This is a genomic window from Marinococcus salis (genome assembly GCF_054971365.1).
In genome coordinates this window covers 226,963-253,772 of sequence record NZ_JBQOJB010000003.1, presented here as the reverse complement: position 1 = coordinate 253,772, position 26,810 = coordinate 226,963, and the positions used below count along the sequence as shown (strand labels likewise).

General features: G+C 46.8%; 29 protein-coding genes. 18 read left to right on the top strand and 11 right to left on the bottom strand.

The window, feature by feature from the left end; all coding sequences use genetic code 11:
- Positions 1 to 164 precede the first annotated feature (164 nt).
- Positions 165 to 734 (bottom strand): LemA family protein, encoded by a 570-nt coding sequence (locus ACTTK6_RS04690; RefSeq protein WP_079476945.1) that lies wholly within the window; start codon positions 732 to 734, stop codon positions 165 to 167.
- A gap of 81 nt (positions 735 to 815) precedes the next feature.
- A complete protein-coding gene (locus ACTTK6_RS04685; RefSeq protein ID WP_462832818.1) occupies positions 816 to 1,439 on the bottom strand; it encodes an NAD(P)-dependent oxidoreductase in 624 nt (207 codons plus the stop codon).
- 104 nt (positions 1,440 to 1,543) lie between these two features.
- On the opposite strand from ACTTK6_RS04685, the gene ACTTK6_RS04680 reads away from it, so the two are divergent.
- From ACTTK6_RS04680 to ACTTK6_RS04645, 8 genes are all read left to right on the top strand, one after another.
- Positions 1,544 to 3,334 (top strand): AMP-binding protein, encoded by a 1,791-nt coding sequence (locus ACTTK6_RS04680; protein WP_462832817.1) that lies wholly within the window; start codon positions 1,544 to 1,546, stop codon positions 3,332 to 3,334.
- Between the two features lie 47 nt (positions 3,335 to 3,381).
- Complete coding sequence (locus ACTTK6_RS04675; RefSeq protein ID WP_462832816.1) at positions 3,382 to 4,521, top strand: DUF445 domain-containing protein; 1,140 nt, start codon at positions 3,382 to 3,384, stop codon at positions 4,519 to 4,521.
- A 93-nt stretch (positions 4,522 to 4,614) separates the two neighbouring features.
- Entirely contained in the window at positions 4,615 to 4,980 is a 366-nt protein-coding gene (locus ACTTK6_RS04670; RefSeq protein ID WP_079476941.1) for a YlbF/YmcA family competence regulator, read from the top strand.
- 139 nt (positions 4,981 to 5,119) lie between these two features.
- Complete coding sequence (locus ACTTK6_RS04665) at positions 5,120 to 5,776, top strand: lytic transglycosylase domain-containing protein (protein WP_462832814.1); 657 nt, start codon at positions 5,120 to 5,122, stop codon at positions 5,774 to 5,776.
- Position 5,777: 1 nt separating this feature from the next.
- Entirely contained in the window at positions 5,778 to 6,047 is a 270-nt protein-coding gene (locus ACTTK6_RS04660; protein WP_462832812.1) for a hypothetical protein, read from the top strand.
- A 35-nt stretch (positions 6,048 to 6,082) separates the two neighbouring features.
- Positions 6,083 to 6,847, top strand: coding sequence for a membrane protein insertase YidC (yidC, locus tag ACTTK6_RS04655; protein ID WP_233133217.1), 765 nt, complete (start codon positions 6,083 to 6,085; stop codon positions 6,845 to 6,847).
- A 157-nt stretch (positions 6,848 to 7,004) separates the two neighbouring features.
- Positions 7,005 to 7,694 carry a response regulator transcription factor gene (locus ACTTK6_RS04650; RefSeq protein WP_079476937.1) on the top strand — a complete coding sequence of 230 codons (690 nt, stop codon included), beginning with the start codon at positions 7,005 to 7,007 and terminating at the stop codon, positions 7,692 to 7,694.
- Entirely contained in the window at positions 7,691 to 9,070 is a 1,380-nt protein-coding gene (locus tag ACTTK6_RS04645; protein ID WP_079476936.1) for a sensor histidine kinase, read from the top strand. The genes ACTTK6_RS04650 and ACTTK6_RS04645 overlap by 4 nt, the downstream gene beginning before the upstream one ends.
- A 27-nt stretch (positions 9,071 to 9,097) precedes the next feature.
- Here the strand turns inward: ACTTK6_RS04645 and ACTTK6_RS04640 are convergent, their stop codons facing one another.
- Both ACTTK6_RS04640 and ACTTK6_RS04635 read right to left on the bottom strand, forming a co-directional pair.
- Positions 9,098 to 10,021: a peptidylprolyl isomerase gene (locus ACTTK6_RS04640; protein ID WP_462832810.1), complete on the bottom strand. Its 924-nt coding sequence runs from the start codon at positions 10,019 to 10,021 to the stop codon at positions 9,098 to 9,100.
- Positions 10,022 to 10,145: 124 nt separating this feature from the next.
- Complete coding sequence (locus ACTTK6_RS04635) at positions 10,146 to 10,331, bottom strand: hypothetical protein (protein ID WP_079476934.1); 186 nt, start codon at positions 10,329 to 10,331, stop codon at positions 10,146 to 10,148.
- Positions 10,332 to 10,492: 161 nt separating this feature from the next.
- On the opposite strand from ACTTK6_RS04635, the gene ACTTK6_RS04630 reads away from it, so the two are divergent.
- Positions 10,493 to 11,062, top strand: a complete 570-nt coding sequence (locus ACTTK6_RS04630; RefSeq protein WP_462832809.1) for a YpmS family protein — start codon at positions 10,493 to 10,495, stop codon at positions 11,060 to 11,062.
- A 42-nt stretch (positions 11,063 to 11,104) separates the two neighbouring features.
- Here ACTTK6_RS04630 and ACTTK6_RS04625 read toward each other — a convergent pair whose 3' ends face one another.
- The 5 genes from ACTTK6_RS04625 to ACTTK6_RS04605 form a co-directional block, all read right to left on the bottom strand.
- The gene (locus ACTTK6_RS04625; protein ID WP_079476932.1) at positions 11,105 to 11,653 is read right to left on the bottom strand and encodes a DUF3267 domain-containing protein; all 549 of its coding nucleotides are present in this window, start codon (positions 11,651 to 11,653) and stop codon (positions 11,105 to 11,107) included.
- 184 nt (positions 11,654 to 11,837) lie between these two features.
- Complete coding sequence (locus ACTTK6_RS04620) at positions 11,838 to 12,401, bottom strand: HTH-type transcriptional regulator Hpr (RefSeq protein ID WP_079476931.1); 564 nt, start codon at positions 12,399 to 12,401, stop codon at positions 11,838 to 11,840.
- Positions 12,402 to 12,440: 39 nt separating this feature from the next.
- Entirely contained in the window at positions 12,441 to 12,665 is a 225-nt protein-coding gene (locus ACTTK6_RS04615) for a hypothetical protein (RefSeq protein WP_462832808.1), read from the bottom strand.
- Positions 12,666 to 12,976: 311 nt separating this feature from the next.
- Entirely contained in the window at positions 12,977 to 14,062 is a 1,086-nt protein-coding gene (serC, locus tag ACTTK6_RS04610; protein ID WP_462832806.1) for a 3-phosphoserine/phosphohydroxythreonine transaminase, read from the bottom strand.
- Between the two features lie 35 nt (positions 14,063 to 14,097).
- A complete protein-coding gene (locus ACTTK6_RS04605) occupies positions 14,098 to 14,526 on the bottom strand; it encodes an HIT family protein (RefSeq protein ID WP_079476928.1) in 429 nt (142 codons plus the stop codon).
- 176 nt (positions 14,527 to 14,702) lie between these two features.
- Here ACTTK6_RS04605 and ACTTK6_RS04600 point away from each other — a divergent pair, with 176 nt between their 5' ends.
- Entirely contained in the window at positions 14,703 to 15,449 is a 747-nt protein-coding gene (locus ACTTK6_RS04600) for an ABC transporter ATP-binding protein (RefSeq protein ID WP_094908009.1), read from the top strand.
- Complete coding sequence (locus ACTTK6_RS04595) at positions 15,446 to 16,657, top strand: ABC transporter permease (RefSeq protein WP_094908008.1); 1,212 nt, start codon at positions 15,446 to 15,448, stop codon at positions 16,655 to 16,657. Before ACTTK6_RS04600 ends, ACTTK6_RS04595 begins: the two co-directional genes overlap by 4 nt.
- A gap of 44 nt (positions 16,658 to 16,701) precedes the next feature.
- Here the strand turns inward: ACTTK6_RS04595 and ACTTK6_RS04590 are convergent, their stop codons facing one another.
- Positions 16,702 to 17,838, bottom strand: coding sequence for an amidohydrolase (locus ACTTK6_RS04590; protein ID WP_462832838.1), 1,137 nt, complete (start codon positions 17,836 to 17,838; stop codon positions 16,702 to 16,704).
- A gap of 253 nt (positions 17,839 to 18,091) precedes the next feature.
- Here ACTTK6_RS04590 and liaF point away from each other — a divergent pair, with 253 nt between their 5' ends.
- The 4 genes from liaF to hemH all read left to right on the top strand — a co-directional run bounded on the left by liaF (position 18,092) and on the right by hemH (position 23,255).
- Positions 18,092 to 18,883 carry a cell wall-active antibiotics response protein LiaF gene (gene liaF / locus ACTTK6_RS04585; protein ID WP_462832805.1) on the top strand — a complete coding sequence of 264 codons (792 nt, stop codon included), beginning with the start codon at positions 18,092 to 18,094 and terminating at the stop codon, positions 18,881 to 18,883.
- A 68-nt stretch (positions 18,884 to 18,951) separates the two neighbouring features.
- On the top strand, positions 18,952 to 21,108 hold the full coding sequence (locus ACTTK6_RS04580) for a transglycosylase domain-containing protein (RefSeq protein ID WP_462832804.1): 2,157 nt from the start codon (positions 18,952 to 18,954) through the stop codon (positions 21,106 to 21,108).
- A gap of 165 nt (positions 21,109 to 21,273) precedes the next feature.
- A complete protein-coding gene (gene hemE, locus ACTTK6_RS04575) occupies positions 21,274 to 22,326 on the top strand; it encodes a uroporphyrinogen decarboxylase (RefSeq protein WP_462832803.1) in 1,053 nt (350 codons plus the stop codon).
- Positions 22,323 to 23,255: a ferrochelatase gene (gene hemH, locus ACTTK6_RS04570; protein ID WP_462832802.1), complete on the top strand. Its 933-nt coding sequence runs from the start codon at positions 22,323 to 22,325 to the stop codon at positions 23,253 to 23,255. The genes hemE and hemH overlap by 4 nt, the downstream gene beginning before the upstream one ends.
- Before the next feature lie 47 nt (positions 23,256 to 23,302).
- Here the strand turns inward: hemH and ACTTK6_RS04565 are convergent, their stop codons facing one another.
- Positions 23,303 to 24,256: an agmatinase family protein gene (locus ACTTK6_RS04565; protein ID WP_462832801.1), complete on the bottom strand. Its 954-nt coding sequence runs from the start codon at positions 24,254 to 24,256 to the stop codon at positions 23,303 to 23,305.
- Between the two features lie 179 nt (positions 24,257 to 24,435).
- Here ACTTK6_RS04565 and ACTTK6_RS04560 point away from each other — a divergent pair, with 179 nt between their 5' ends.
- Genes ACTTK6_RS04560 through ACTTK6_RS04550 form a run of 3 tightly spaced genes read left to right on the top strand, consistent with a single transcriptional unit; the run spans position 24,436 to position 26,786 of the window.
- Complete coding sequence (locus ACTTK6_RS04560) at positions 24,436 to 24,987, top strand: Spo0B C-terminal domain-containing protein (RefSeq protein ID WP_462832800.1); 552 nt, start codon at positions 24,436 to 24,438, stop codon at positions 24,985 to 24,987.
- Between the two features lie 13 nt (positions 24,988 to 25,000).
- Complete coding sequence (gene obgE, locus ACTTK6_RS04555; protein ID WP_079476919.1) at positions 25,001 to 26,290, top strand: GTPase ObgE; 1,290 nt, start codon at positions 25,001 to 25,003, stop codon at positions 26,288 to 26,290.
- Between the two features lie 55 nt (positions 26,291 to 26,345).
- On the top strand, positions 26,346 to 26,786 hold the full coding sequence (locus ACTTK6_RS04550) for an ACT domain-containing protein (protein WP_269845155.1): 441 nt from the start codon (positions 26,346 to 26,348) through the stop codon (positions 26,784 to 26,786).
- The last annotated feature ends 24 nt before the right edge of the window (positions 26,787 to 26,810 follow it).

Genomic DNA, 26,810 nt, shown 5'->3' with positions numbered 1-26,810 from the left:
CGTACAGGTAAAGATGCATTCATCTCAGGAGAACCTGCCTGTTTAGAATAGCATAGATGAAAGAATAGCCTAATTCCGATGAGAACGTGTTATCATCTGTTTTCATGGATGAGAGGAAAAGACACAGGCTCAGGTTAAAAAATATAATTATATGCATATTTGGTTTATACGGAAGTTTCAGCTTTTTCTTTAGCACTTCCTCCTGGAGCAGGACTCTGGGCAGGGAGCGGGCTGCGTGTTCTAAAGTGGTGCAGCTCTGCAACAAACTTAACCGGAAACGAGGAGATTTTTGTATTATATTTATCTATCGTATTATTATAAACACTTGAAGAATGAATAATCTTATTTTGGGCATCGTCGAACTGCTCCCGCATTGATTTCAGCTCGGACTGCAGCTGCTTATCTTCGGGCATGGAAGCGTCAAACACCTCGTGAAGGGTCTCTTCAATAAGAGAGTTAATGTACAGCTGTTCCTGTCTGCTTGCTTCCGGGGATAACGTTTCGCTTCTGTATTGAACCAATGTTTCCAGTTCATCCTGTTTGTGGCGCCAGGATTTCTGGGCAGAATCCACAAAGTCAGGAATTAGATTCATGCGCCGGTGCAGTTGAAATTCCACCTGGGTCCAGGATTCCTCTACCCAGTTCAAATATTTAATTAAGGCATTGTAGCCGATAATCCAGCTGATAATAGCAGTAACAATAACAATACCAAGAATGATACCGAAAATACTCATATCGCCGCCCTCCTTCTTTCGGGGTTTTTACTTAGATAATGGTAATTAGTATAGCATGTTTGTACCGCTAGTTACACAGCCTTACTCACAAACGCCTATCCTTTTTTGGCAGAATTGAGAGTGATTTTCCAATACGTGCAATAAAAAATCAGCTGTGTTCCCTGTGGAAATCTGGGTGCCGTTTTCCGGAAGATAATCGGTTTCAAAACGCCAGGAAGCCGTGCTGCGGCCTTCTGGCAAAAAGGTTGGACAGATAACCGTCCAGCAGTAAGAGGTTTCTTTAATGTATTCATAAGCTGCCTTATGGTCTTTGGCGGCCGTAGTGCTTCTTCGTTTGGATTCTGCAGATTCAAAACGGTAAAGGTGCGGTTCTGTCCGGGACCGAAGTATGCCGGCAGTACCTACAGTAATTAAACGGGTGATACCGAGATCATTCATTTCTTTTAACAAAAGAGGTGTGACACTGCTTAAGAGGTTTTGTTTATCGGTACCAAGCGCACTGACTACCACATCTGCACCCTGTAGTGTTTGTCTCATTTTTGCCTGATCAAGGGCGTCACCGTATATCTGCTCTGCAGAAGCAGGCAGGCCGTCCGTCTTTTCCGGTGAGCGGACAAGCATTTTCAAATCATGACCTGCGGCGTCAGCCATAATCGCAAAGTGAAAACCGGTACGTCCGGTGCCGCCGAATAAAGCTATTTTCATCTGGAGCACTCCTTTTTGTTTCACTTATCTATAAGCTATGTAAAAATAGATATACACCCCTATTCCCATTCTATAAAAGGAAAAACGTCGGGAGGCTATGAAAAATGCAGTGGACTACTTGGGAACCCCCTATCGTTCAATGGAGGACAAACGCACTTTATCATTGGACGTTAGCACTCGGCTTAAATGACACAGAAGAACTGAAAAAGCATGCCGCCATAGACGTCTCCTGGTTTTGGCAGCAGGCATCTAAACGGCTTGAAACAAAATGGATTAGACGATATAAAGATACTGTTGAGCTTTCGCGTGGAAGACGGGAGGCTGTGTGGTTTTATAAAGGTAAAATGAATGCTGCAGAGCAGCTGATAAATAAATCAAAAGAAGGAATGCAACAGACAGCGTTTATCGATGAAAACGGCGAATGGACATATGAAATGCTGGCAGGGTATGTGCAAGAAGCTGCCGGAAAACTGAGGGCAGCCGGTATAAACAAAGGAGAACGGGCAGCTGTAGCAGCAGAACCTGATAAACAGTCAGCGGTAATATTTATGGCGTTAGTATATATCGGCGCTGTGGCTTGCCCTTACTACACCCGCTGGACAGCGGAAACAGAGGCGCAGGCCCATGCGCATTTTCAACCGGAATGGCTCATTATTAAAACGGGGGCGTTTGTCTCTGAAGCTGAGGAAAGGTATGGTTTAGCTGCAGCGAAAATTATTCAACTAGACGGCGAACCATCATCGAAATATAAGCAGTGGCAAACACTGCCGGCCGGAAAAAATAAGGAGAAGCCTGAAAAAACGAACGGCACAGATCCTGCAATGGTTCTCTTTAATGAAAGTGAAAAGGGGGCCTCTGAAGGATATGTTCTCAGCCATGCGAATTTATTTATAAAGTCTGGCACCGAGATTGGATTAGTGTGGGACGTACGGCCAAAAGACCGTCTGTGGTGGCTCAGCAGGGAGTGGGGTTTTGACCAGCTGTTTGCTATGTTTGGGACGTTTGCAAATAATGCAGCATACTGCCTGTTTTCCTGGAATGACCAGGGCGCTGATGCCGGTAGCACGATTGAAGCGCAAGGCATCACACATATCGGTGTTGATTCGCTCTCAGCGCGGACGGCATCTGTTCAGGCCCAGAGTAAGTGGAAAGAATATCATTTGCATTCGCTGCGCTACGTACTGACATGGGAAGAAGACTGGATGAGCAGCGACCTTCAGTGGGTTATGAATGTACTAACAAGAGGAAGAATTCCACTTTTAAAAGCTTTCGGAGGGGCTTGTGCCTCGGGAATGATTATTGCTGATCTTCCGGACCGCGGTGTGCATCTTGAAAAGTACAACAGCCGCCTGCCGGGAATGGTGGCAGACACTTGGGACAGCGAGGGATATGCTGTACGTCACGCTCCTGGAAGAATAGTAGTAAAGAAACCGTGGCCAGGCAGCCGGGAAGTGTTGGTTGATGGGCAGGTGAAGTATAACGGCGCCCCCTGGTCCTTATGGAAAGACGTGTGGGCAGGTACTGGATTTTTAATAGATGACGAAGAAGGATATACGTATGCTGGGGAGCAGTCTGATATTAATAAAGTGGGGCAGCGTACGGTTTCCCTGCTGCCGCTTGAAAAATGGCTAGAGGGCATGGATTCCGTGGAAACGGCGCTTTTGCGCTGGAACGGTGGAAGCGCGGAGGCAGTCATAGCACCTGCTGAAGGATGGAGCGGTTCCATAGGATGGAAGCAGGAACTTGCAGAGCGGTGGCTTGAAGCTCAAACGTTCCCGCTAAAAAGCATACAAATAGTTTCGGCGCCACCGGATAACGTGAATAAAAGAGTATGGAGAAACGTATTCAAGCGTGGGACATTTATTATAGAGGACGAAGAATTTATTTTTACCTAAGAAAGCTAACTTTAAATTCACAGAGAACTGTCAAAGGAGCAATCACCATGAATGCAGCTATTACTATTATTATTATGATCGCTATCGGAGCAGCCATTGGGGGAGTGACGAACTCACTTGCGATCCGGATGCTGTTCAGGCCATATAAGCCTATATATGTAGGGTCCGTGCGGCTGCCGTTTACACCCGGGTTGATCCCCAAAAGGCGGAATGAGCTCGCTGGGCAGCTCGGCCGGGTCGTAACAGATCATCTGCTGACTCCGGAGGGGCTGCAGACAAAAATTCGAAGTGATATGTTCTCTCGTCAGTTAAATGAATGGGTAACATTAGAGATGAAGGAGTACCTGTATTCTGAAAAAAGCTTATCCGACTATGTCGAAAAGTGGACGGGCCTAAAGGATAGTCGCGGCTTTCTCCGTGAGACGTTAAGAGAGACGCTCGATATAAAATGGGAAGAGGCTAAGCACCGCCATGCAGATACCCCTATTAAGGAACTGCTGCCCCCGGGCGCAGTCCATCAATCAGAACTCATAACCAAAGAGCTTACTCAGGTAATCATGGTGAAAGCCGGCGATTATTTTCGGTCAAGTGCTGGAAAACAGCAGCTGGCACTTTTACTCGAGCGCTTTTTAGAAGGAAAGGGCTCGATGGTGAACTTTTTCGGCACGATGATTGGTAACGACCGTCTCGTAGATCGCATACAACCAGAGGTACTGCGTTTTTTTGAAGACCCCGGCACGGAAAAAATGATTTCAGGGCTGCTGCAGCAGGAACGCAAAGCGTTATTTGAAAAGCCGGCATCGTCAGCTTTTGCATATGTGGACTCACGGGCTGCCGTAGATTATATTGTGGAGACGGTCGATAAGCACGTACCGGTTATGGAAAGGCTGGAACAGCCTTTAAAAGACTGGGCCCCCGCTTACGAGATAAAAGTACTGGAGGAATGGGTGCCAAAGGCAGTACAGAAAGGGCAGGCTTCCATCGCTAAAAGGCTCCCCAACCTGTTTGAACAGCTTCATCTTCACGACGTGGTTAAAGAACAGGTGGACTCGTTTTCGACTGCTCGGATGGAGGCTATGCTGCTCACAATTTCCGGAAGGGAATTCAGGCTGATCACGTATTTAGGGGGATTGATTGGCGGTTTCGTAGGCTGTGTGCAGGGAATAGTTGTGTTGTGGGTAGTATGAATAAAAAAATGCCATTGATTCTTCCGGAATGGATGAATTCTATTGGTTGTTCATGTTATGCTCGTACAGACAATCTTAAAGGAGGACTTATATATGTCCAATATTCACGACAAGGCTTATGAATTATCCAGTGCGCTTCGTGACAGCGAAGAATTCCAGCAGCTTAAAGAGCTTCATGATGAAGTAGAGCAGGACGAAGTCGCAAAGCGTATGCTTGATAACTTCCGTAATGTACAGCTTGAACTCCAGCAAAAGCAAATGCAGGGAGAGCAGCCTTCGGAAGAAGAAATTACTCAGGCGCAAAAACAGTTCGAAATGGTACAACAGCACGAAGTTATTTCGAAGCTGATGCAGCAGGAGCAGCAGCTCAGTACAGTGATCTCTGACTTGAATAAAATTATCACTGAGCCGCTTGAAGAACTCTACGGCGTGCCCGAAGAGAATAACGGCCAACAGTAATAAAAAAACTTTCCTCTGCAATGGGGGAAAGTTTTTTTTATTGTCACCTGGGTTGTTATAGTTTCTAGTGGATACGTGCTACAATAAACATGGAAGAATGTGTGTCCAGTCACGAGTTATGTTAACAGGAGGGGAAGCTGTGCGTCCGCAGGCCAAGCGTTATCGATACGTTTACTTAATTACAGCAGTGACAGCTTTACTCACAGCAGCTATTGTTTTTATTGCATCATCGGTGCAGGACGGGAGCACACCGACGTACAATTCCCCGGAGGACTTTGCAGAAAATGAAGTTCCGGAAGAATATATTTCTGTTTACAAACAGGCGGGAGAAGATTATGATATTCCGTGGACCCTCTTAGCAGCGGTCCACCGGGTGGAAACTGTGTTTTCTACGATGGAAACCCTGGAAAGCCCGGTAGGGGCGGTAGGACATATGCAGTTTATGCCATGCACCTTTGTAGGGTGGGATTATCCGGGCTGCGGAGGAAATGGCAATACCGACATAGGGGAACAGGAACTAACCGATCCGGAAACGATTAATGAATACGGAGGCTACGGTATTGATGCTAACGGTGACGGCAGGGCGGACCCATATGCTCTCGAGGATGCCGTGTATTCGGCAGCAAATTTTCTTGCATCCCACGGAGCAGCAGGCGGTGAGTTACGGCGGGCGTTATATCAATATAACCAGGCGGACTGGTACGTAGACGATATTCTTAATTATCACAACACATATGATGAAGAAGTAGAACTGGTGAGTCTTGAAGAAAATCACTTAGCAGAGGAGGGGGGATAAGTTGTTTTTTATTGAAACGTTTGCAGAAATAAACTGGGTAGAATGGCTTCTCCTTATAAGCGTGCTCATCACTACGCTTTGGACCGTCAGCCAGCATCTCACCAGCACCAATGCTTATTCTCTCCATCACGAGGAAGCCTGTGTCTGCTATGATGATTACAGCCGGGTGCCTGAGGCGGCTGCTCTTCGCTTTGTTACTGTACAAAAGAAGATACCCGACGCTTCAGACAGCAGGCATGATGATGAAGACTCTTCTTATTTTTCATCATAATCTGGAAGCATGAAAAATAAGAAGGAGTGAATGTAGTGAATAGTAAGTGGAAATTAATAGCAATGTTAAGTGTTTTGATGCTAGTGCTCGCCGGTTGTGGAGGCGAACAGGAAGCAATATCAGCAGACAGTGAAGGAATTTGGAATCGTTTCTTTGTATACCCGTTTTCGTGGCTTTTAATCACGATCGCCCAATTTTTTAACGGAGACTACGGTCTTTCGATTATTGTGGTAACGATTATTATTCGTATCGTGCTTCTTCCGTTGTTTTTAAAACAGCAGAACAGTGCTATTGCCATGAAGCGGCTGCAGCCGAGAATGAAAGAACTTCAGGAAAAATACAGCTCTAAAAATCAGGCAGAAGCACAAAAGCTTCAGCAGGAAATGATGAAGCTGTACCGGGACGAGGGTGTAAATCCAATGATGGGCTGTCTGCCTATTCTTCTGCAGATGCCAATACTGATGGCCTTTTACTTTGCTATTCAGCGTACAGAAGAATTGGCAGCCCACAGTTTCTTATGGGTGGACCTCGGAGAACCCGATCCATTTTTCATTTTTCCGATTCTCGCGGGACTGATGATGTTTTTACAAACGAGAATTACGGCGAAGGACATGCCTGAGAATATGAGGCCAATTATGATGCTCATGCCGGTAATGATGATTGTAGCAGGTATATTTTTGCCGTCTGCCCTTTCTCTTTACTGGGCGACGGGTGGTGTGTTCATGATTTTCCAGACACTCGTTTTCACGAAACGCAAAGAAAAAATGGAGCAGAACCAGCAGGAAAAAACCACAACGTAACCATGAAAAGCCGCCTGCAGGTAAGCAGTGCGGCTTTCTTTTTTAGAAACGCTGGTACATAAATACCGTCTAATACAGATGAAAGTGGCGTCTGAGTAATAATACTGCTACGATAATAGCAGACGAATACGTATCTTCATAGGAAGGAACGAGATATATGACGACTGCATATACAATTTATTTAGTGGAAGATGAAGAAAACCTTTCCGGGGTGCTGAAGCCTTACATGGAAAAAGAGGGGTGGGAAGTGACCGTATTTGATAATGGCACAGAAGCCCTGGAGGCTAAAGAAGACCCGCCGCATCTGTGGGTGCTCGATATTATGCTGCCGGGCACGGATGGCTATCAAATACTAAAAGAAATTCGTTCTTCTAAAAAGGGGGAAGTGCCGGTGATTTTTATTTCCGCGAGAGATCAGGATCTTGACCGGGTGCTTGGCCTTGAGATGGGAAGCGATGACTACCTGGCGAAGCCATTTTTGCCCCAGGAATTGATTATCCGTGCCAAAAAGCTGTTATCCCGTATTTACGGGGAGTCCCAGACCGAGACAAGAAGGACAGAAGTAAACAATTATTATATCGATCCGGAAGCACGTACGGTAACGGATGCTGAAAATAACGATACCCATATCGAATTAACCACAAAGGAGATGGATTTAATTCTGCTTTTGACCGAGGAGGTAGGCAAAGCTTTGTCGAGGGAAGATATTATTGAGCATGTGTGGGGAGAAAACTATTTCGGCTCTGAACGCGCCGTGGATGACGTAGTGCGGAGAGTCCGGAAGAAAATGCCGAGAATTCATCTGGAAACGCTGTATGGATATGGGTATCGTGTACTGCCGTCATGATGAAAGTGAATTTAACCCAGCGCATTTGGCTCTCTTTTATTGCCATTATTGTCCTGGTCGGCTTGACAGTCATCATTGTGTATCCTATTTCAATCCGGGGGACACTGACAGAAGAAACGTACCGGATTATTGAAGAAGAACAAGCCCAGCTCGTTAACCCGCTGAGTGATTATTTTACTCCTCCGGAATCAGATGATCTGGATTTTATTGAAAGACGGGAAGCGGAGCGCTCGGTAGGACACGTGTTTGTTACTGAAAATGAAACGGTCAGTGGGGAACCGCGTCCGCCGGCGGAAGTAGAAAAAGAAATGCTTGAAAATGCCGGCAACCAAAATGCGGAGCGGGAGCGGTATGAACTTACGTTTAACGACGCTACCCTGTTTTACGTTATTACAAAAGTGGAATCGGACGGAGAAGAAGCATTTCAAATTTCCTACATGTGGGATACGTACAGAGACACAATGGTGAATCGTCTGTGGACGCGTCTGGTGTACATACTGCTTATCACAAGTGTCGTAAGCCTGCTGCCGGCGATCTGGCTAAAGCGCTACCTGCGGCAGCCTCTGCGCGTGCTTGGGAACCGTTTTGAACAGATCGCTGAAAGGAATTGGCGAGAGCCGTTCAACTGGAAAGGGGACCAGGACTTTCAGAAGCTGTCCGAGCAGTTTGAACGGATGCGGCAGAATTTAATCCGGTATGACAACTCGCAAAAAACATTTATCCAGCATGCTTCTCATGAACTTAAGACACCGATAATGGTTGTTAAATCCTATGCGCAGTCCGTTAAAGACGGTATTCTGCCGAAAAAAGACATGGAAAAAACGATGGACGTCATCATTGATGAAGCGAACCGCATGGATAAAAGGGTTAGGGATATGCTGTATTATACGAAGCTTGATTCGCTTAAAACAGAGGCGATTGAGCATGAAGAAATCATATTCGGCAAACTGGCTTATGCGATTGAAGAACGCTTTCGACTTCAGCGTAGCGACATCCGCTTTTATATCGAAGGAGCAAGCGTACGTATGTATGCAGATGCTGAGCATATGCGGGTGCTGCTTGAAAATTTAGTGGAAAACGCGCTTCGTTACGCAGAGGACAGTATTTGGATTAAAGCGGAAAAGGATGCAGGAGGCCAAGTGAAAATCACCGTGGAAAATAACGGGGAAAACATAAATGAGGAAGAACTTGAATATATCTTCACGCCATTCCGGAAAGGGAACAAAGGGCAGTTCGGGCTCGGTCTTGCGATTGTAAGCCAGATTGCGGAGCTGCACGGAGCATCAAAAGAGGCAGCCAATACGGAGGCGGGCGTCAGGTTTACCATCATTCTTCCTGCAGAAAATGAAATAGAGACACAAAAAACCGAGGCGTAATCGCCCCGGTTTTTTTGCGGCAGACTGTTAGTTCCCTGAACTCTCTTCACTTGCTTCAGTGAACGTCTGAACCCAGTCTTTGTAATCTTCGTCTTCGACGTTGATCTCAGCGTCCTGCATTAATTCATTCAGCACCTGCTGACCGTCTTTTTGTTCTTCTGCTTGAAGTGTTTCCCTGATATCATCTTTCAATTCCTTATAACTTTCCTTTTTACCGGTAACATTAATTACATGGAAGCCGTGCTCTGTTTCCACAGGCTCTTCGGAAATGGAGTCTGTCTCCATGTTAAAGGCAGCTTCCTCGAAAGCTTCCGTCATTTCTCCTTTGCCAAAATAACCAAGCTCACCGCCGCTTTCACCGGAAGCAGTATCGATGGACTTTTCTTTTGCAAGCTCAGCAAAATCTGCGCCTTCTTCGAGCTTTTTGATGATTTCGTTTGCTTTTTCTTCACTATCTACGAGAATGTGGCTAGCTTCGACCTGGACAAGATCGTCTTTATTTTCTTCGTAGTAGTTTTTCATTTCTTTTTCGGTTACCTCAACATCCTGGGACCCAAGCTCATCAACCACAATCTGCGGTTTTACATATTGCTCCTTGAAAGCTTTAACGCTCTCGACCTGGACGCCCATATTTTCCTGGATGGTTTGAAGGAATTGGTCGTTATCATCTATGCCATACTGCTCTTTCATAGACTTGAATTCCTTGGTTACTTGTTTGCCTGAAATGTCCAGCTCCTCGGCTTTATCATTTAATATTTTTTGCTGGATAAGATTGTTTAAAGCACCTTCGCCGTAGTTGTCCTTCAAGTCTTCCATCAAATCCTGCTCAGAAATACTTTCGCCGTTCACTTCAACAATCGCGCCGTCTCCCGCTGCACTGCCTTCGTTGCTGCAGGATGCAAGCAAAAGGGCACTACTGATCCCTGCGGCCATAAAAATATATTTTTTCATTTCTCCAGCTCCCTATGTATGTTCGTGCTACCCCAATATTGTACCATATTAAAAAGTTTAAAAATGTCGATTAATGTAAAAAAAATCCTATTGTATTATACAATAGGATAAAAAATTCTCAGCTTCAGGCTGCCAAAAGAAGTTCAACGTACGAAGAAACAAGCAGGATGGTTACGAGCACATTGATAGTATTGAAGACCTTCGGCTGTTTTTCATCCGGAACTTCCCGCTGGGTAACAAACTTATTGGTCATGGAGTTCATGATGAACAGATAAGCAACAGCGAACACAATAAAGAAAAGTATAAACATAGAATTCCCCCATTCCTAACGATACTACCATAACAAATCATAAGAGAAAAAGATAGGCAGAACCCGGAAGCACAGAGAAAAAAGATATTATATCTATAACGTTTTTGCCGAACATGATATAGTAAAAAAGCAGTTGTTACAAGAAAAAGGAGTGGATCTGCTTGTCGCGGAACATATGGAAAATTTTATTCATCCTGCTATTAGCCATCAACGTTATTGTCATAGGTGCTCTCGTCTTCTGGTGGATTTCCCTGGACCAGGAAAGCGGGTCCACAGAAACAGAACAGCAGATTTCCGAAGAGGAAGATTTCCAGCCGTACTTTACCGGAGAAACAGATTCTGCCCAGGTAAATAACATTCTAGAAGCAGAAATGGAAAATGAAAGAGCCGACTTAGTAGTGGAAAATGGCCAGTTTAAGATTGTATCTGCGCTCGAGCTTCTGGGACGCGAAATTGATATTGAACTTAGTTTTGTGCCAGAGGCTTTAGAAAATGGAAATATTGAATTACGGAAAGAGGATTTCTCCATTGCTGGCTTGCCGCTTCCGGGGCCGGAAGTATTAACGGTAGTGCAGAGCCAGTCAGAATTTCCGGAATTCGTCCAGATTAATCCTGAAGAAGAAACAATCAGAATAAGGCTTGATCAGTGGAGTGAGGATGAAGAATATACAGTAAGGGCGGACAAAGTTAACCTTGAAGAAGATGAAATTGTCTTCACCGTAGGCAGATAAAAAAGACCCCGGCGCTTTGTCTCGCGCCGGGGCCGCTTTTATTTATGAAGGCTGTTTAAGCACAATATCCATGCCGTCAAGCTTGCGTTCCACTGTACAGTGCTTTGGAGCCCTCACCAGCTGGCGGATAAACGCAAAATCATGGATAGCCATGCCGCTGTTTAAGGAAAACACAATTAGAAAATAATGCATGTAGCCCGGCATAAGCACGGCCCCGGCAATACTTGCTGTTCCAAGTATCACGAAAGGACTGAGCATAGCCGCGACATACATATTTCTCGATACGGGTTTACTGAAGCTGTATTTAATCACAGGAAGCTGCTTCCTGCGGTTTCGGTCAAATTTCCAGGTTGTAGCGATACCAATCATCCAGAGTGGTACGGCGTGCAAAATTGAATGCAGAGGGTAAAGACTGAGCATTATTAAAAGAAGAACTCCTAGTCCGATGCCTTTGAGCTGCGTCTCTGGATGGATCGAACTGAAGATTAAAAAAGTAAACATAAAAGTTAAAAAGGAAAATCCTACCGACATGATTGTCATTTTTGTTGTGTTGTTTTCTTTTCGTAGATTCACTGATTTCCAGCAATTCATGCGACGGCCTCCTCTCTCTCCAAACCCCAACTTTGAATAATGTAATACCAACAGAAGAAAAAATCAATAGGGTTATAAAAAAAATATATAGAACGAAATTTCTAACAATTCGTCCTACAGAAGAGAAAAGAAGCCTATATACTAACGCAGTACGCCTGAATAGAGCAGGTGGCCTGTAAGAGGTTTATTTGGCAGATCTGTCCGCCGGAAGCAATGCACCGTCTTTATCCATAAAATCACTTTCAAAAGACTGGAGGGACTCTTCAAACAGATGCATGAATTCTTCCCCGTAAATGTAGCGCACGATAGTCATAAGTTCAGAAAACTCGGGAAACTTTCCATAAAGGTCTTTGATGGGAAGGGCTCCTTCAGAAACCTGAAACGTCTCTTTTTCGTAGGACTCGAGAATAGAAAGAAGCAGGTTTTCCCCATCTTCTGTAAGCTCAATGTACGTATTACGCTTATCATTTGTCTTTTTCGAAAATTTTAATAGGCTGCGATCCTCAAGCTTTTTGGAAAAATTAAACGCTGTTGAGACGTGCATAACGCCGAACTTCGCAATTCCTGAAACAGAAGCGCCCTCTAATTGGTGCGCTACCCACAGAATTTGAAATTCGTTAATGTTTAAATCATATGGTTTAACCCATTCCTGCCAATCTTTTTCCACCGATTTCCATAATGCTTTAGACAACTGTGCAGCACGAAGGCTGAATAGTATCGACTGCTTTGCATCAAATGAAGAGTCCAATTAAAGAACCCCCTCTCTTATAAGCTGGGTCATCAGTGACTAGGAACGCCGGGTTTCTTTTTTGATCTGCTTATTCAATTGAGAAATGGACTCAGAAATGTCTTTCACCTGTTCCTGAATGGAGGCCACTTCAGGTTCAACTTCCTGCTTGTATCGTTTATAGGTTTTTTTCATTTCTTTGGTCAGTACATCAAAGGCCTGAAAACCTTCTGTAGCAGCATATTGCCAGTCTTCCATCGCTGATTTGTTTGTTGAAGATTTCAAGCCGGCGCGAGTCCATTCCGATTTTTTTATGGAATGGCGTACGGCAGGGCCAGAAGCAGGCGTGGTAAAAAGTATAATTAAACTGCTAGCTATCGACCCCGTGAACATACCGGCAAAAAGAGATTTCAAATCCATCCGCCTCATTCCTTCCTTGAAATACATTTTTAATATATTATTCTTTAATAGTAGTATAGGCGAATTCAGGAAAAAAATAAAGAATTTCAAACAGTTTCTGGAGTCTGGAAAGAAGGCGCGTCAATAAATTTTTATTTTATAAAAATAATCAGCGGTATTCACCGCTGATTAAAAGCCTATTGGTTCTGTTTTTGGAAGTTAAGCATAAAGTCCTGTAGAGCCTGGCAGCTTTCTTTGGATACAGCGTTATAAATGGAGGCCCGGCAGCCGCCCACAGACCGGTGGCCGTTTAACCCAACAAAGCCGGCCTCGCTGGCTTCAGTTAAAAACTGCTTGTTCAGTTCTTCCGTAGGAAGATTAAATGTCACATTCATGGAAGAACGGCTGTCCGTTTCGGCATGGCCGCGGTAAAACCCGCCGCTGCTGTCAATAGCGTCATACAGAAGAGCAGCTTTTTCTTTGTTTCGCTGCTGCATGCCAAAGACGCCTCCGCGTTCTTCAACCCATCCGAGCACTTCATTCAGAAGGTAAACAGCAAATGTCGGAGGAGTGTGGAAAAGCGAATTTTTTTCCGCATGAGTGTCGTAGCGAAGAAGTGTCGGGGTGTGCCCGGGAGCCTGGCTGACCCAGTCTTTTTTGACGATAACGACGGTAACGCCGGACGGGCCAAGGTTTTTTTGTGCCCCAGCGTAAATGGCTCCAAACGAAGAAACCGGTACAGGACGGCTTAAAATATCGCTCGACATATCGGCGACTATTGGGGAAAGCCAGTTATAATCAAGCTCCTGCCACTGCGTGCCAAAGATGGTGTTGTTTGTGGTGATGTGCACGTATTTGTCCCGGCTGTCGAGCTGCAGGGTATCGATATCAGGAATGTGGGTGTAGTTCTGATCTTTGGCAGAAGCACCGATCCTGGTCTGGCCGATCATCTCTGCTTCCTTTAACGCTTTTTCCGACCAGGAGCCGGTTAAAATGTAATTTGCTGTTTCTCCATCACGGAGCACATTCATCGGAAGCATTGAAAACTGCAGGCTTGCTCCGCCCTGCAGAAACAGTACCTCGTAATCCTCAGGGATATCGAGCAGGCTCCGGAGCCTCTCCTGCGCCTGATTATGCACTGCTTCATAATCAGCACTCCGGTGGCTGAGCTCCATAACGCTCATACCTGTATTATTGAAATCAAGCATTTCTTTTTGTGCTTTTTCTAAAACTTCGTCCGGCAGGGCAGCCGGTCCCGCATTAAAATTATATGCACGTGACATATGATCTCTCCTTTTAGCCATCCATATTTATTTTTCTATAAACGATCGGCAATCCCTTTGGCCATATCGGCTAAATCAGCGCTTGTATATTGGTCGTTATTATCCGTGAACGTAAAAGAAAACCCATCGTTCTCCGTATAACGCGGAATAAAATGAAGATGATAGTGGAAAACGGACTGCGATGCCACGCTGTTATTGTTGTTTAAAAGGTTCATGCCTGCCGGTTGAAAGGCATCCTTTATAGCATTTGCAATCTCAGGGGCTTTTTTGAAAAGAGCCGCCGCAGTTTCAGGGTGGAGTTCATAAATATTCTCCTGGTGATCCTTTGGTATTAAGAGGGTATGTCCTTTCGTCGTCTGTCCCAAATCCATGAAAGCCAGAAGTTCTTCATCTTCGTAAACGACAGAAGCGGGGATGTCTCCGGCTGCTATCTTGCAGAAAATGCAGTCGTCATTATGTGCCATAGTGTTATTCTCCTTTCTAAGCATGAATATATCTACTATCCTATTATACGTAGTAACAGTTTAGAGTTAAATGGAAACGTAAGAAGAAATGAATTTCATGCAAAAATATACAAAACCCGGGGAAACTGTGTAGAATATAAAAAGACTGTATTTTACTTAGCTGAAGGAGCGTTTGTATGACAGCATTACTTAATATCGATCATATTACCGGCGGATACAACATTCATAAGCCGGTGCTCCATGACCTGGAATTTGATGTCGGCGCCGGGGAAATTGTCGGCTTGATCGGGTTAAACGGAGCCGGGAAAAGTACAACAATCAAGCATGTTCTCGGGCTGATGGAACCCGCAGAAGGCGGAATTTATATTAATAGTAAAACTATCCATGAAGATGCAGAAGCGTACCGGAAACAGCTGGCATACATTCCCGAATCGCCTATATTATATGAGGAAATGACGCTTTGGGAGCACCTGCGCCTTACGGCTATGGCTTACGGAGTGCCGGAGGGAACATGGGAAGAGCGCAGTGAGAAGCTCATGGAGACCTATCAGATGACCCGGCGGAAAAATTGGTTTCCCAACCATTTTTCCAAGGGGATGCGGCAAAAGGTGATGATTATGTGCGCCTTCTTGGTAGAGCCGAAGCTGTATGTCGTCGATGAGCCGTTTGTCGGGCTCGATCCGGTAGCCATAAAATCCCTGCTCGATATGATGGTGGAAATGAAAGACAATGGAGCAGGAATTCTAATGTCTACGCATATTCTGGCTACTGCAGAGCGCTACTGTGACCGCTTTGTGCTGCTGCACGAAGGTCGTGTCGCCCTGAAAGGAACCATGAAGGAAATCCAGGAGCAGGCAGGAATGCCCGGGGCGAACCTTGATGATTTATATATCGAAGTGACTAAAGGAGAAATTACGTCATGACTGGGCAGTGGTGGAATGAGCGGGCAGGATCGTTTTGGGGGAAAGCCGGCCGCTACCTGCGTTTAATCGGAAACAGCGGATTTATGTTTGCCCTGTATATTCTGCTTTTTGCCGGGGCGGTATTTTATCCAGCTTTTTTGGACTGGCTCCCACAGTCTTCCTGGATAGTCATTGGTCTTTGGCTGATATTTTCTGTATTAACGCTCCGCAGCCCGGTCCGGCCATTTGTACAGTCGGGGGACCTTGTGTTTTTGCTTCCGCTCGAAAAGCGGATGGCCCCATTCTTTAAAAAATCTCTTCGCTACTCAGCAGCGCTGCAGGGAGTGGAGGTGCTGGCTGTATATGTTGTTTTAGGGCCGGTTATTCAGGAGCGTACTGCTGCCGGGGGAGCTGGCTATTTCTTCATGCTTCTGCTTTTACTCGTAATAACCTTTGTAACGACATTTATAAAGTGGGAAGAATGGAAATGGCACGATCATACTCATCGTTACATATCCACTGCAGCCCGGTGGGGGTGGCCGGCTCTCTTAATGCTTGCCGCCTGGTGGGGGAACATTTATCTGGCTGGCGTTGGCCTCGTGGGGTTGGCAGGGCACTGGCAGCTGGTAAAGAGACGCTCTGCTTCTATGCTGCTGCGCTGGGAAGTTCTTCTTGAAGCGGAGAATCACCAACTGGCTAAATTTTACCGTTTTGTTCAGTCGTTTGCAGAGGTCCCACATGTCGAAGTGAAAATTAAACGCCGGCGTTGGCTGGCCTCGCTTGTGGACAAATTAACCCATAAGCAGGAAAATACGTATTTGTATCTGTACGGCAAGGCTTTTGTTCGTTCGGGAGAATACGCAGGTATGTTTATCCGTCTGCTTGTGGTCTGCGGACTGGTCATGTACGCTTTTGCTCCGGAATGGATGCGCCTTGGGATTGGCGGATTGTTTCTTTATATGACCGCTGTGCAGCTGCAGGCTTTGAAAAGCCATTATGCTACTATTGACTGGCCGGACCTTTATCCTGTCCCGGCCGCTTGGAAAGAGGGGGCATTCATCACGTTTACGAGAGCGCTTTTGGCGGTCCAGGGAACAGGGATTGTCCTGCTTCATGTATGGATTGGACAATCGCTCCTCGGGACAGCAGCACTTATTTTATGTGTAGCGCTGCTTCTTCTATATTATCCCCGGTGGGTTACCCGGAGAAAGCAAAAAGAGATGGTATAAATGACGACAGGCCCCCTTTCTAGTAACAGAAAGGGGGCCTGCGATTATGAAGAAGCGCCGGGGTATTCCAAAACAGCTCTTCCGATGACCTGGGCTGCGGTGAGCATAGCGCGTTCATCAATATCGAATTTTGAATGATGGTGCGGATACGTTGTTTCCCAGTCCGGATGACCGGCTCCTGTGAAGAAATAAGTGCCTTTCACATGCTGGAGGTAATGCGCGTAATCCTCTCCGGCCATTGATGGGCTCATATACTCTGTATTCTGTACTGATTCCGTTTTTTTAGCACATTCAGCAATAAACCGGGCTTCCTGATGGTGGTTGTCGACCGGCGGATAGCCGCGAAGGTATTCATAGTCAGCTTCAGCTCCGGCAGCTTCGCAAATGCCATGGACGATTTTTCCGATTTCTTCTTCGAACACATCCCGCACGTTTTCATCAAAGCAGCGGGTGGTGCCGGTAAGCTTCGCGCTGTCGGCAATCACGTTAAAGGCGTTGACAGCTTCGAAGGAGCCGACGGAAAGGACTCCTGAATGAAGTGGATCGAGACGGCGACTGACAATCTGCTGCAGACTGGTGACCACCTGGGAGCCGAGCACGATAGCATCTTTGGTGAGGTGCGGCTGGGCCCCGTGTCCGCCCTTGCCGCGAATCGTAATATGAAAGCGGTCTGAAGCGGCCATCATCGGCCCTTCGCAGTACTGCACAGTGCCATAGGGAACCGTCGCCCATAGATGAGTGCCAAAAATGACGTCCACTCCTTCCAGGCAGCTGTCCCGGATCATTTCAATCGCACCGCCGGGAGCGTATTCTTCCGCGTGCTGGTGAATGAAAACGATGGTACCGCTCAGGTTGTGTTTTTCTTCTTGAAGGGCTTTGGCCAGCACAAGCAGATAGGCAGTGTGGCCGTCATGGCCGCAGGCATGCATAATCCCGTCAACTTTCGAAGCGAAAGGAAGGCCCGTGTTTTCCTGAATGGGCAGAGCGTCAAAATCAGCCCGGAGAGCAATGACGGGACCAGGATTTTCACCGCGGAGAACGGCGGTGACACCGCGCCCGCCTACATCAGTACGGACGTCATGTCCCAGCTGCCGGTGATAATCGGCTATGTAGGCAGGCGTATGCTCTTCCTCAAAAGAAAGCTCGGGGTACTGGTGCAGATACCTGCGAATCTCCACCATTTCGGGGTAAAGCTCTTCTAATCTGGTAAATAAATTGCTCACAGAAGTTCACATCCTTTTAATGAAACGTAATAAGCATAGGGAAAATAATTATGTCTCGGTACAGGAGTAGCGTATAATAGACAAGTAAGCTGTATAGTATTTTCTAATCATACATGATCCCATCAGGAAAATAAAATAAGCAAATTTGGAACGGCCAGGCAGTCTGCTGCGTATATTTATAAAATCAATCAAAGAAGGGCGGAAAGAAAGCATGAGCCAAAGAATCGGTTTTGTAGGACTGGGTATTATCATTGCCGGTGTAAGTATCGTGTCTTCCCAGCTCGGTTTTGACGCGAGTCTATTCATCTGGCCAATCATTGCATTAAGCCTTGCTTGCTTTTTTGTTTCCCAGCGGAACTACTGGCTTGGTGCTATGTTTGTCGGCCTCGCCCTTTTGCATGTGTCCAATCGGGCGGACGTACCTTTTATATTCACTGCAGTGATCACTATCCTTTTTCTGGCGGGCCTTATCCTATTTTATTTCTGGTGGAATAACTCCCGCAGGGAAATAGATATCGATAAAGACCTGGACACTTCCGCGGAAAGAAATAAAAGCAGAAAAAGGTCTTCCACTAAAGAGGAGGTGCGCCGGGCCGGAGAGGAGCGGAAGTTTCCGGAGCACCGGCGTTTTCTGGCAGGACAGTGCGTGTATATAAAAAAACCTTTCAGGATGAGTGAAGCTTCTGTCCAATACGGAGCGGGCGAAGTAATCATTGATTTTTCGAAAGCCAAAACAGAAGAAGAAACGGTTCCTGTAAAGATCAGCGGGATGATCGGAAGTATTAAGCTTTTTGTTCCTGAAAACTGGGATGTGAACATTGACGCCAAAACGCTTGTGGGCGAAACAAAAGTGCTTGGTTATAAGGAAGAAGGCATCAAGTCAGCTATGAAAGTTGAGCACAGGGCGAAAAAACAGGCCGGGATAACGCTCAATATCCATGCAGAGCTTGTCATCGGAAGCATCCAGGTTAAGTACGCAAAACAGCCTTCTGTTTCAATGTAACTTAACGTAATGCCTGCCGACTAAAGCAGGGTGGAACATTTGTGTAAAAAGCGAGGGTGGCAGAGTTCATGAATAAACGAAAATGGGGAAAACGGCTGTTGATAGCAGCGGCCGTTTTTCTTCTGGTGTTTGGTATATACTTATCCTCTGTCGTAATCGGCGCTGCTGCGATCAGTGAAAAGCAGCTGACCATGAATGAAACAACAACCATTGTCGATGACAATGGCGAAAAGCTGGCTGAGCTTTATTCAGAGGACAGGGAAGTTATAGAAGAAGAACAAATACCGGACCATGTAAAAGAAGCATTTATATCCATTGAAGACATTAGATTTTATGATCATCAGGGTATTGACCCGAGGGCGATCGCGCGCGCGCTGTACCGGGATATTTTAGCTGGCGGCATCGTAGAGGGCGGAAGTACAATTACCCAGCAGCTGGCGAAAAACGCCTTTCTTTCGAGCGACCAAACGTTTTTACGTAAAACGAAGGAAGTGCTGATTGCTATGGGTCTTGAGAAGAAGTTTTCCAAAGATGAAGTAATGGGCTACTATTTAAACCAAATTTACTTCGGGCACGGGGCGTATGGAATCCAGTCTGCATCGCAGCAGTATTTTGGTAAGGACGCTTCCGAATTAAATGTCGAAGAAGGCGCCATGCTTGCGGCTATGGTAAAGGGGCCGAGCAACTATTCACCGGTGGATGAGCCCGAGGAGGCCAAAGAACGCAGAGATACCGTTATTGCTATAATGGAACGCGAAGGGTACATATCAGAAGAAGAAAAAGCAGCAGCAACTTCTGCGTCCCTTCCTTCCGGGCTCCAGGAGCAGCAGACGCATCCGGAATACTATACGTATGTGGATATGCTCATGAAAGAAGCCCAGGAAAAATACAACATTGAGCCGGAAGAAATTTACAAAGGCGGTTACACGATACAGGTGCCGATGAATGAGGATATGCAAAAAGCCTCCTATTCTCTTATGCAGCAGGAAGCGTATTATCCGGATGGCTCAGAGGATGCAGAGAGTGCCTTTTTTATGATGGATCACAGTACCGGCGGAGTGGTGGCAGTGCAGGGCGGGCGTGATTACGAACGCCAGGGTATGAACCGGGCTGAGGTACAGCGGCAGCCGGGTTCCGCGTTTAAACCACTTGCCGTGTACGGGCCGGCGCTCGAATCGGGCGATTATGAGCCATATTCAGTGCTCAAGGATGAACAATTAGACTATGACGGCTACTCACCTAAAAATAACAGCGGCGAATACCAGGGCGAAGTAACAATGAATGAAGCACTGGAGCAGTCCATCAACACGTCAGCGGTGTGGCTGTACGACAAGCTTGATCGCAGCGCCACGAATAATTTTTTACAGGATACAGGCATTGAGCCTCAGGGGGAAGGACTGGCGACAGCGCTTGGCGGTCTGGAAAATGGCGTCACCCCTGCGCAGTTAACCGAAGCATATACCACCTTTTCAAATAACGGAACAAAAACAGAGCCATACTTTATTACAAACATCAAAGACCGAAACGGAAACATTATTGCAGAAAACGAAACCAAAGAGAAGGAAGTGATGGATCCGCAGAATGCGTGGTACATGACCCGTATGCTTGAAAATGTAGTAGAAAACGGCACAGCTTCAGCCGGAAATACATCTTATGATTTAGCGGGCAAAACAGGAACGACCTCGTTTGAAGCAGTCGAAGACGGGGCGAGGGATGCTTGGTTCGCCGGCTATACACCGCAGTGGACCGGCACGCTCTGGATGGGTTACGATCAGACGACTGAGGACAATTATTTAACCGGGGGGAGTACCCATGCGGTGGAGTTGTTCAAATCTATTTTAAATGAAACACCTGCTGGGGACAGTGCTGTAGAGTTTGAAAAGCCGGAGGGCGTACGGGATCTTGAAGAGCCTGTGGAGCTTCCGGAGATCGATTCGCTCGAAGGTGATTTAACATTCGCCGGAGACGGCTTCTTAAATGTCGAGCTTACATGGGAAGCGTCTGAAGACGACCGCGTCAATTACACGATTTACGAAGTAACAGGCGGGGAACGTGAAGAAATTGACCAGGTTCGGGGACAGGGAAGCTATACGATTCAAAATGCAAACCCGTTTAATTTACGGGAGTATGTGGTCGTACCTTCCTATGAGCCTACAAACCAGGAAGGAAACGAGTCAAATACGGCTGAAGTCCAGGCCCGTTCTATTTTTGGGATAGGAGGATGACAGCCACAGGGCAGCCTTGAAGGGCTGCCTTCGTCTGTTCATGAATTTTTTATGAATGTTGGTGAAATACACTATACATGACAGGAACAATCAAGTTATGGTAAAAACAGAAAAGGTGATTGTGCGAACTTGAGTGGTGAGCAGGCAGAGAGGAAGTGCCAAAAAATGAAAGAGACTATATACAATAATACTTTTTTAGAAGCAGCAGGAGGAAACTATACTGGCCATGTGCCGGTATGGTACATGCGACAGGCGGGCAGGTCCCAGCCGGAATACCGTAAATTGAAAGAGCAGTATTCGCTGGTGGAGATTACCCATGACCCTGAGCTGTGTGCGTACGTAACCCGGCTGCCGGTGGAACAGTACCAAAACGATGCGGCAATTTTATATAAAGACATTATGACCCCGCTGCCGTCTATCGGCGTAGATGTGGAAATAAAGCCGGGAGTCGGCCCGGTGATTGACCGTCCGATCGAAACACTGGCCGATGTACAGAAGCTTGGTGCGCTTGAGCCTGAAAAGGATATTGACTATGTACTTGAGACTATCCGTTTGTTGCGCGAGCAGCTGAATGTGCCGTTGATCAGCTTCAGCGGGGCTCCTTTTACCCTAGCGAGTTACATGATTGAAGGCGGCCCGTCGAAAAATTACCACCGGACGAAAAGCTTTATGTACTCCCAGCCGGATGCCTGGTTTGCTTTAATGGGTACGCTCGGCGATATGGTTATCCGGTACGCTGGTGCCCAAATACAGGCCGGTGCCCAGGCGATTCAAATTTTCGACTCCTGGGTCGGGGCGCTGAATGCTCCGGATTACCGCCAGTATGTGAAGCCTGTCATGAGCAGGATATTTGCGGCTCTGGAAGAAAAGAATGTGCCGGTTTCTATGTTTGGCGTCGGAGCCGGCCATCTGCTTGAAGATTGGAACGACCTGCCCCTTTCCATTATTGGACTGGACTGGCGGACCTCCATTCTTGAAGCGAGGAACCGGGGGGTTACAAAGACACTTCAGGGCAATCTAGATCCGAGCCTGCTGCTTGCCCCGTGGCCGGAAATAGAGAAAAGAGCGGCTGCCATTATTGATGAGGGCATTCAGCATCCCGGATTTATTTTTAATTTGGGGCACGGTGTATTTCCGGATGTGAAGCCGGAAACGTTGAAACGTTTAACAGCTTTCGTTCATGAATATTCGAAAGAACAATTGGAGGGAAGACGATGAAAAAGAAAACCGGCCTTTTGGTTATGGCTTACGGAACTCCGAGAAGCCTTGACGAAGTGGAAAGCTATTATACCCATATCCGTCGCGGAAATAAGCCTTCCGAAGAAGCATTGGAGGACCTTGTTTCCCGATATAAAGCAATCGGAGGTGTTTCGCCGCTTGCAAAAATCACGGAGGACCAGGCTTACGGTTTGGGCGAAGTGATGAATGAACGCCATCCTGATCGTGAATTTCATGTATATATCGGGTTAAAGCATATCGATCCATTTATCGAAGATGCTGTCGCTGAGATGAAAAAGGATGGTATCGAAGAGGCATACAGCATTGTATTGGCGCCGCATTTTTCAACCTTCAGCGTGAAGTCCTATAACGGGCGAGCCCAGGAAGAATCTTCCCGTATCAATGGTCCGGCGATTCACAGCGTAGAAAGCTGGTATGACCAGCCGAAGTTTCTGCATTACTGGGCGGAGCGGGTACGTACACTGCTTGACGGACTCGATGAAGAAAAAACATGTGTAATTTTTTCTGCCCACAGTCTTCCAGAGAAAATTATTGCGAAAGGCGACCCGTATCCGGAGCAGCTGAAAGAAACAGCTCAATGGATCGCGGAGCGGGCGAATGTCAAGCACTATGATATTGGCTGGCAAAGTGAGGGGAACACCCCGGATCCGTGGCTCGGACCGGATGTGCAGGACTTGACGAAGGATCTGCATCATCAATACGGCTACGAGTCGTTTGTCTACTGCCCGGTTGGGTTTGTGGCCGATCATCTCGAAGTGCTGTTTGATAACGATGTTGAGTGTAAAGACGCTTGTGATAGTGTGGGAGCGGCGTACTACCGGCCGGAAATGCCAAACAGCCAGCGTGAATTTTTAGAGGCGCTTGGCGATGCGATTGATTCGTTAGTAGAACAAAAAGTTTCTTCATAATTTAAAAAGGCACCCTTTCGTCAGCGAAAGGGTGCCTTTTATATCCTCTAAGCTTTTCCTTCCTTTTTTAATCTGCCGGCAAGCACATAAAGTATAGCCAACGTGACAAAATGGGAGGAGAAATCATTTTGATCCTGCTGCGGATAGACTTCAACGAAATCCATGCCACAAACACCGTAACTACCGAATTCGTGAATGAGAGTGAGCAGCTGTTCGGGATGGAGCCCGTTAGCATCTGCCGGGCCTCCCGGGTTATAGGCATAATCTAAAATATCGCTGCAGATACTTAAATACACTTCATCAGTCCCATCAGCGGCGATATCATAAACTTCCTTAGCAAATGCTTTTAAATCAGGAGCGCTCCGGATTTTATCAATGGTAATCGTAACGGCTCCTGCCTCTTTGGCGGATCTGCCGTTAACGGCTTTATTACGTGGGCCGTGAATGCCGAGATGCACAAGACTTTCATTTCTCACCTGCTCATATTCATACATACGGGCGAACGGGGAGCCGCGCCCAAATTCGTCTCCCATCGATTCATCGTTATTATCAAAATGGGCGTCGATATGGATGATACCAATTTTCTTACCAGTAGTTTCACCAAGAGCCCGTACCACCGGGTAAGTGATGCCGTGATCACCTCCAAGGCCAACCGGAAAAGTGCCGGAAGCCCATAAAGACGAAGCGAATGATTGAATCGTTTCCATAGTGGCAGGTACGTCAGCTGGAATAGTGGAAACGTCACCGGCATCTGCGAGACTGTAGTAACTTAGTACGTCAATATCGTCAAGCTCCGGCAGGTAGCCGCTGTAACGTTCGGAGCACTGGCGGATTACCTTCGGGCCAAGCTCGCATCCTGTATACGCTCCCCAGGTAACTGCTCCCTCCCACGGCACTCCGTAAATAGTAGCGTGATAGTTTGCTGCCTGCGCCAAATCCTTTGCTACCGAAGAAGCATGAAGGAAGGTCGGTGTATTTCCGTAAATGAGCGGTCGATTCATATGTCAGCACCCTCTCTGTGTATGGTTTCTAATATATAGGGAGTGAAGAAGTGTACATGCCCGGATACGTTTACCCCGTGACATGTGATACAATAAAGTGTACCATATGTGAGTAGTTTTGCGTTCGAAGCAGAGGGACAAAACGATACAGGGGCAACGTGGAAAGGCGGGGAGCTCAGATGAACCCTGAAGAAAAATTGGAGATATTGAAGCATTCCCGTCACGACTGGATGAATGTCCTTCAGCTGCTGAAAACACATGCTGCGCTTGGCAAAATAGAGGAGCTTCAAAGAGTGATCGAAAAGACGACGTTTAAAGCCTCCCATGAAGCCAAGCTGTCAAATGTACAGGCTCCGGCGTTTGCTTTGGAGCTGATCACGTTTCACTGGGAAGAGCACTGGTTTTCCATCGATTTTGAAGTGGAGGATGCATTCAGTGCCCGGCCGGATGATCAAATTTGGACTCGTTTTTTTCAAGGTTTGGCCTCATGCATTGATGAGCAGGCCGAGCGCACGCGAGATAACCACCTCGAAATTTCCATCAACCAGAATGACGGGGGGTTTCCGTGTCTGGAACTGGATTTTGAAGGAGAATTAAAGAGCCCGAAGAGGCTTGAGCAATGGATACGAAAAGAGTCCGTAATGATAGATATGATTGAGTATATAGAAGTAAGTAAAGAACACCTATATTGCGTCATTGTCGATCAAGCAGGCGGTCAGAAAGAATACTAATGAGGTGAATGAGTTGTTTGTAGATCACGTAAATTTATATGTAAAAGGCGGCGATGGCGGAGATGGCATGGTCGCCTTTCGTCGGGAAAAGTATGTTCCGGACGGCGGGCCCGCCGGAGGCGACGGAGGCAGAGGCGCGGATGTAGTTTTTGAGGTGGACGAAGGACTCAGAACATTGATGGACTTTCGGTATCAGCGCCACTTTAAAGCAAAGCGCGGAGATAACGGCCGATCCAAGAACCAGCACGGTAGAGGCGGAGAAGACTTAATCGTCCGCGTACCGCCGGGCACCATCATCCGCGACCGCAACTCCGAGGTCATGATCGCGGATTTAACAGAGCATAAACAGCGGGTAGTAGTGGCAAAAGGCGGCCGTGGCGGTCGTGGAAACACCCGATTTGCTTCGCCTTCCAACCCTGCTCCGGAGATCAGTGAAAAGGGCGAGCCCGCGGAGGAAAAAGACATTCAGCTGGAGCTGAAGGTACTGGCAGATGTTGGTCTTGTCGGTTTCCCAAGTGTTGGAAAATCCACGCTTTTGTCCATTGTCTCAGCGGCTCGGCCAAAGATTGCTGACTACCCCTTTACCACGCTAAAGCCGAACCTTGGAGTGGTGGACGCCGGGGAAGGAAAAAGCTTCGTAATGGCAGATCTTCCGGGACTTATTGCCGGAGCTCATGAAGGCGTTGGGCTTGGAGCCCAATTTTTGCGGCATATTGAACGGACGCGGGTGCTTGTGCATATTGTGGATATGGCTGGCGAGCTTGAAGGCCGGGACCCGTTTGAGGATTTTCAGCAAATTAATGCGGAGCTGCGGGAGCACAACCTTCGGCTGCTTGAACGCCCAATGGTAGTAATGGCTAATAAAATGGATATGCCAGGTACAGACCAACAGCTTGAAGAGTTTAAAAAGAAGCTCCCGGAAGGCATTGAAGTTTTTCCAGTATCCACGCTTAGAAAGCAGGGTATTCAACCGCTTCTGCAAAGAGTCGCGGACCTGGTGGAAACGACTCCTGCGTTTCATTTATACGACGAAGAGGATCAGGAAGAAAAAGTGGTGTACACGCTCGATGAAAAAGAAGCTCCGTTTTATATCGGCCGTGCCGACGACGGTGCTTATGTATTGTACGGGCCGGACATCGAAAAGCACTATAGGATGGCGGACCTCTCCCACGAAGATTCGATGCAGCGCTTTTCGAGAAAAATGCGCAACATGGGCGTCGACGAAGCGCTGCGCGAACGCGGTGCTAAGCACGGAGATACAGTAAGATTATTAGATTTTGAGTTTGAATTTGTTGATGGATAACCAGCCAGTATAAATCAGAGTATAAAAGAGTGTGGTGAAAGCAGTGGCAGACAGAATTGATCATTTCTACCTTGTACGGGAAGATCTGTTGACAGATGCAATGCAAAAAACGTTGGAAGCAAAAGCACTGCTCGAAAGCGGGAAAGTGCACAAGGTAGCGGAAGCGGTACAGCATGTGGATCTGAGCCGCAGCGCGTTTTACAAATACCGGGATGCTATTTTCCCGTTCCATACGATGATACAGGAGCAGATTATTACATTATCGATTCAGCTTGCCGATCGTTCCGGTTCCCTTTCGGAACTGCTTCGTATTGTGGCAGAAGCGAATTCGAACGTACTGACCATTAATCAGACGATCCCGCTGCAGGGAAGGGCAAACATTACATTGACTGTCGACACTTCAGCGCTCAGTCTGGAAATCCGTGACTTTGTACGTAAAATTCAAGGGATGGAATTTGTGGAAAAAGCTGAAATAGTGGGATCCGGATCGCTGTAAGGAGTAGAAAGGTAAAGGAGTGGA

Bases quoted from the DNA above. Each gene is read 5' to 3' on its own strand.
- ACTTK6_RS04690 (WP_079476945.1), bottom strand. From the start codon at position 734: ATGAGTATTTTCGGTATCATTCTTGGTATTGTTATTGTTACTGCTATT.
- ACTTK6_RS04685 (WP_462832818.1), bottom strand. From the start codon at position 1,439: ATGAAAATAGCTTTATTCGGCGGCACCGGACGTACCGGTTTTCACTTT.
- ACTTK6_RS04680 (WP_462832817.1), top strand. From the start codon at position 1,544: ATGCAGTGGACTACTTGGGAACCCCCTATCGTTCAATGGAGGACAAAC.
- ACTTK6_RS04675 (WP_462832816.1), top strand. From the start codon at position 3,382: ATGAATGCAGCTATTACTATTATTATTATGATCGCTATCGGAGCAGCC.
- ACTTK6_RS04670 (WP_079476941.1), top strand. From the start codon at position 4,615: ATGTCCAATATTCACGACAAGGCTTATGAATTATCCAGTGCGCTTCGT.
- ACTTK6_RS04650 (WP_079476937.1), top strand. From the start codon at position 7,005: ATGACGACTGCATATACAATTTATTTAGTGGAAGATGAAGAAAACCTT.
- ACTTK6_RS04645 (WP_079476936.1), top strand. From the start codon at position 7,691: ATGATGAAAGTGAATTTAACCCAGCGCATTTGGCTCTCTTTTATTGCC.
- ACTTK6_RS04640 (WP_462832810.1), bottom strand. From the start codon at position 10,021: ATGAAAAAATATATTTTTATGGCCGCAGGGATCAGTAGTGCCCTTTTG.
- ACTTK6_RS04635 (WP_079476934.1), bottom strand. From the start codon at position 10,331: ATGTTTATACTTTTCTTTATTGTGTTCGCTGTTGCTTATCTGTTCATC.
- ACTTK6_RS04625 (WP_079476932.1), bottom strand. From the start codon at position 11,653: ATGAATTGCTGGAAATCAGTGAATCTACGAAAAGAAAACAACACAACA.
- serC (WP_462832806.1), bottom strand. From the start codon at position 14,062: ATGTCACGTGCATATAATTTTAATGCGGGACCGGCTGCCCTGCCGGAC.
- ACTTK6_RS04605 (WP_079476928.1), bottom strand. From the start codon at position 14,526: ATGGCACATAATGACGACTGCATTTTCTGCAAGATAGCAGCCGGAGAC.
- ACTTK6_RS04600 (WP_094908009.1), top strand. From the start codon at position 14,703: ATGACAGCATTACTTAATATCGATCATATTACCGGCGGATACAACATT.
- ACTTK6_RS04595 (WP_094908008.1), top strand. From the start codon at position 15,446: ATGACTGGGCAGTGGTGGAATGAGCGGGCAGGATCGTTTTGGGGGAAA.
- ACTTK6_RS04590 (WP_462832838.1), bottom strand. From the start codon at position 17,838: ATGGTGGAGATTCGCAGGTATCTGCACCAGTACCCCGAGCTTTCTTTT.
- liaF (WP_462832805.1), top strand. From the start codon at position 18,092: ATGAGCCAAAGAATCGGTTTTGTAGGACTGGGTATTATCATTGCCGGT.
- ACTTK6_RS04580 (WP_462832804.1), top strand. From the start codon at position 18,952: ATGAATAAACGAAAATGGGGAAAACGGCTGTTGATAGCAGCGGCCGTT.
- hemE (WP_462832803.1), top strand. From the start codon at position 21,274: ATGAAAGAGACTATATACAATAATACTTTTTTAGAAGCAGCAGGAGGA.
- hemH (WP_462832802.1), top strand. From the start codon at position 22,323: ATGAAAAAGAAAACCGGCCTTTTGGTTATGGCTTACGGAACTCCGAGA.
- ACTTK6_RS04565 (WP_462832801.1), bottom strand. From the start codon at position 24,256: ATGAATCGACCGCTCATTTACGGAAATACACCGACCTTCCTTCATGCT.
- ACTTK6_RS04560 (WP_462832800.1), top strand. From the start codon at position 24,436: ATGAACCCTGAAGAAAAATTGGAGATATTGAAGCATTCCCGTCACGAC.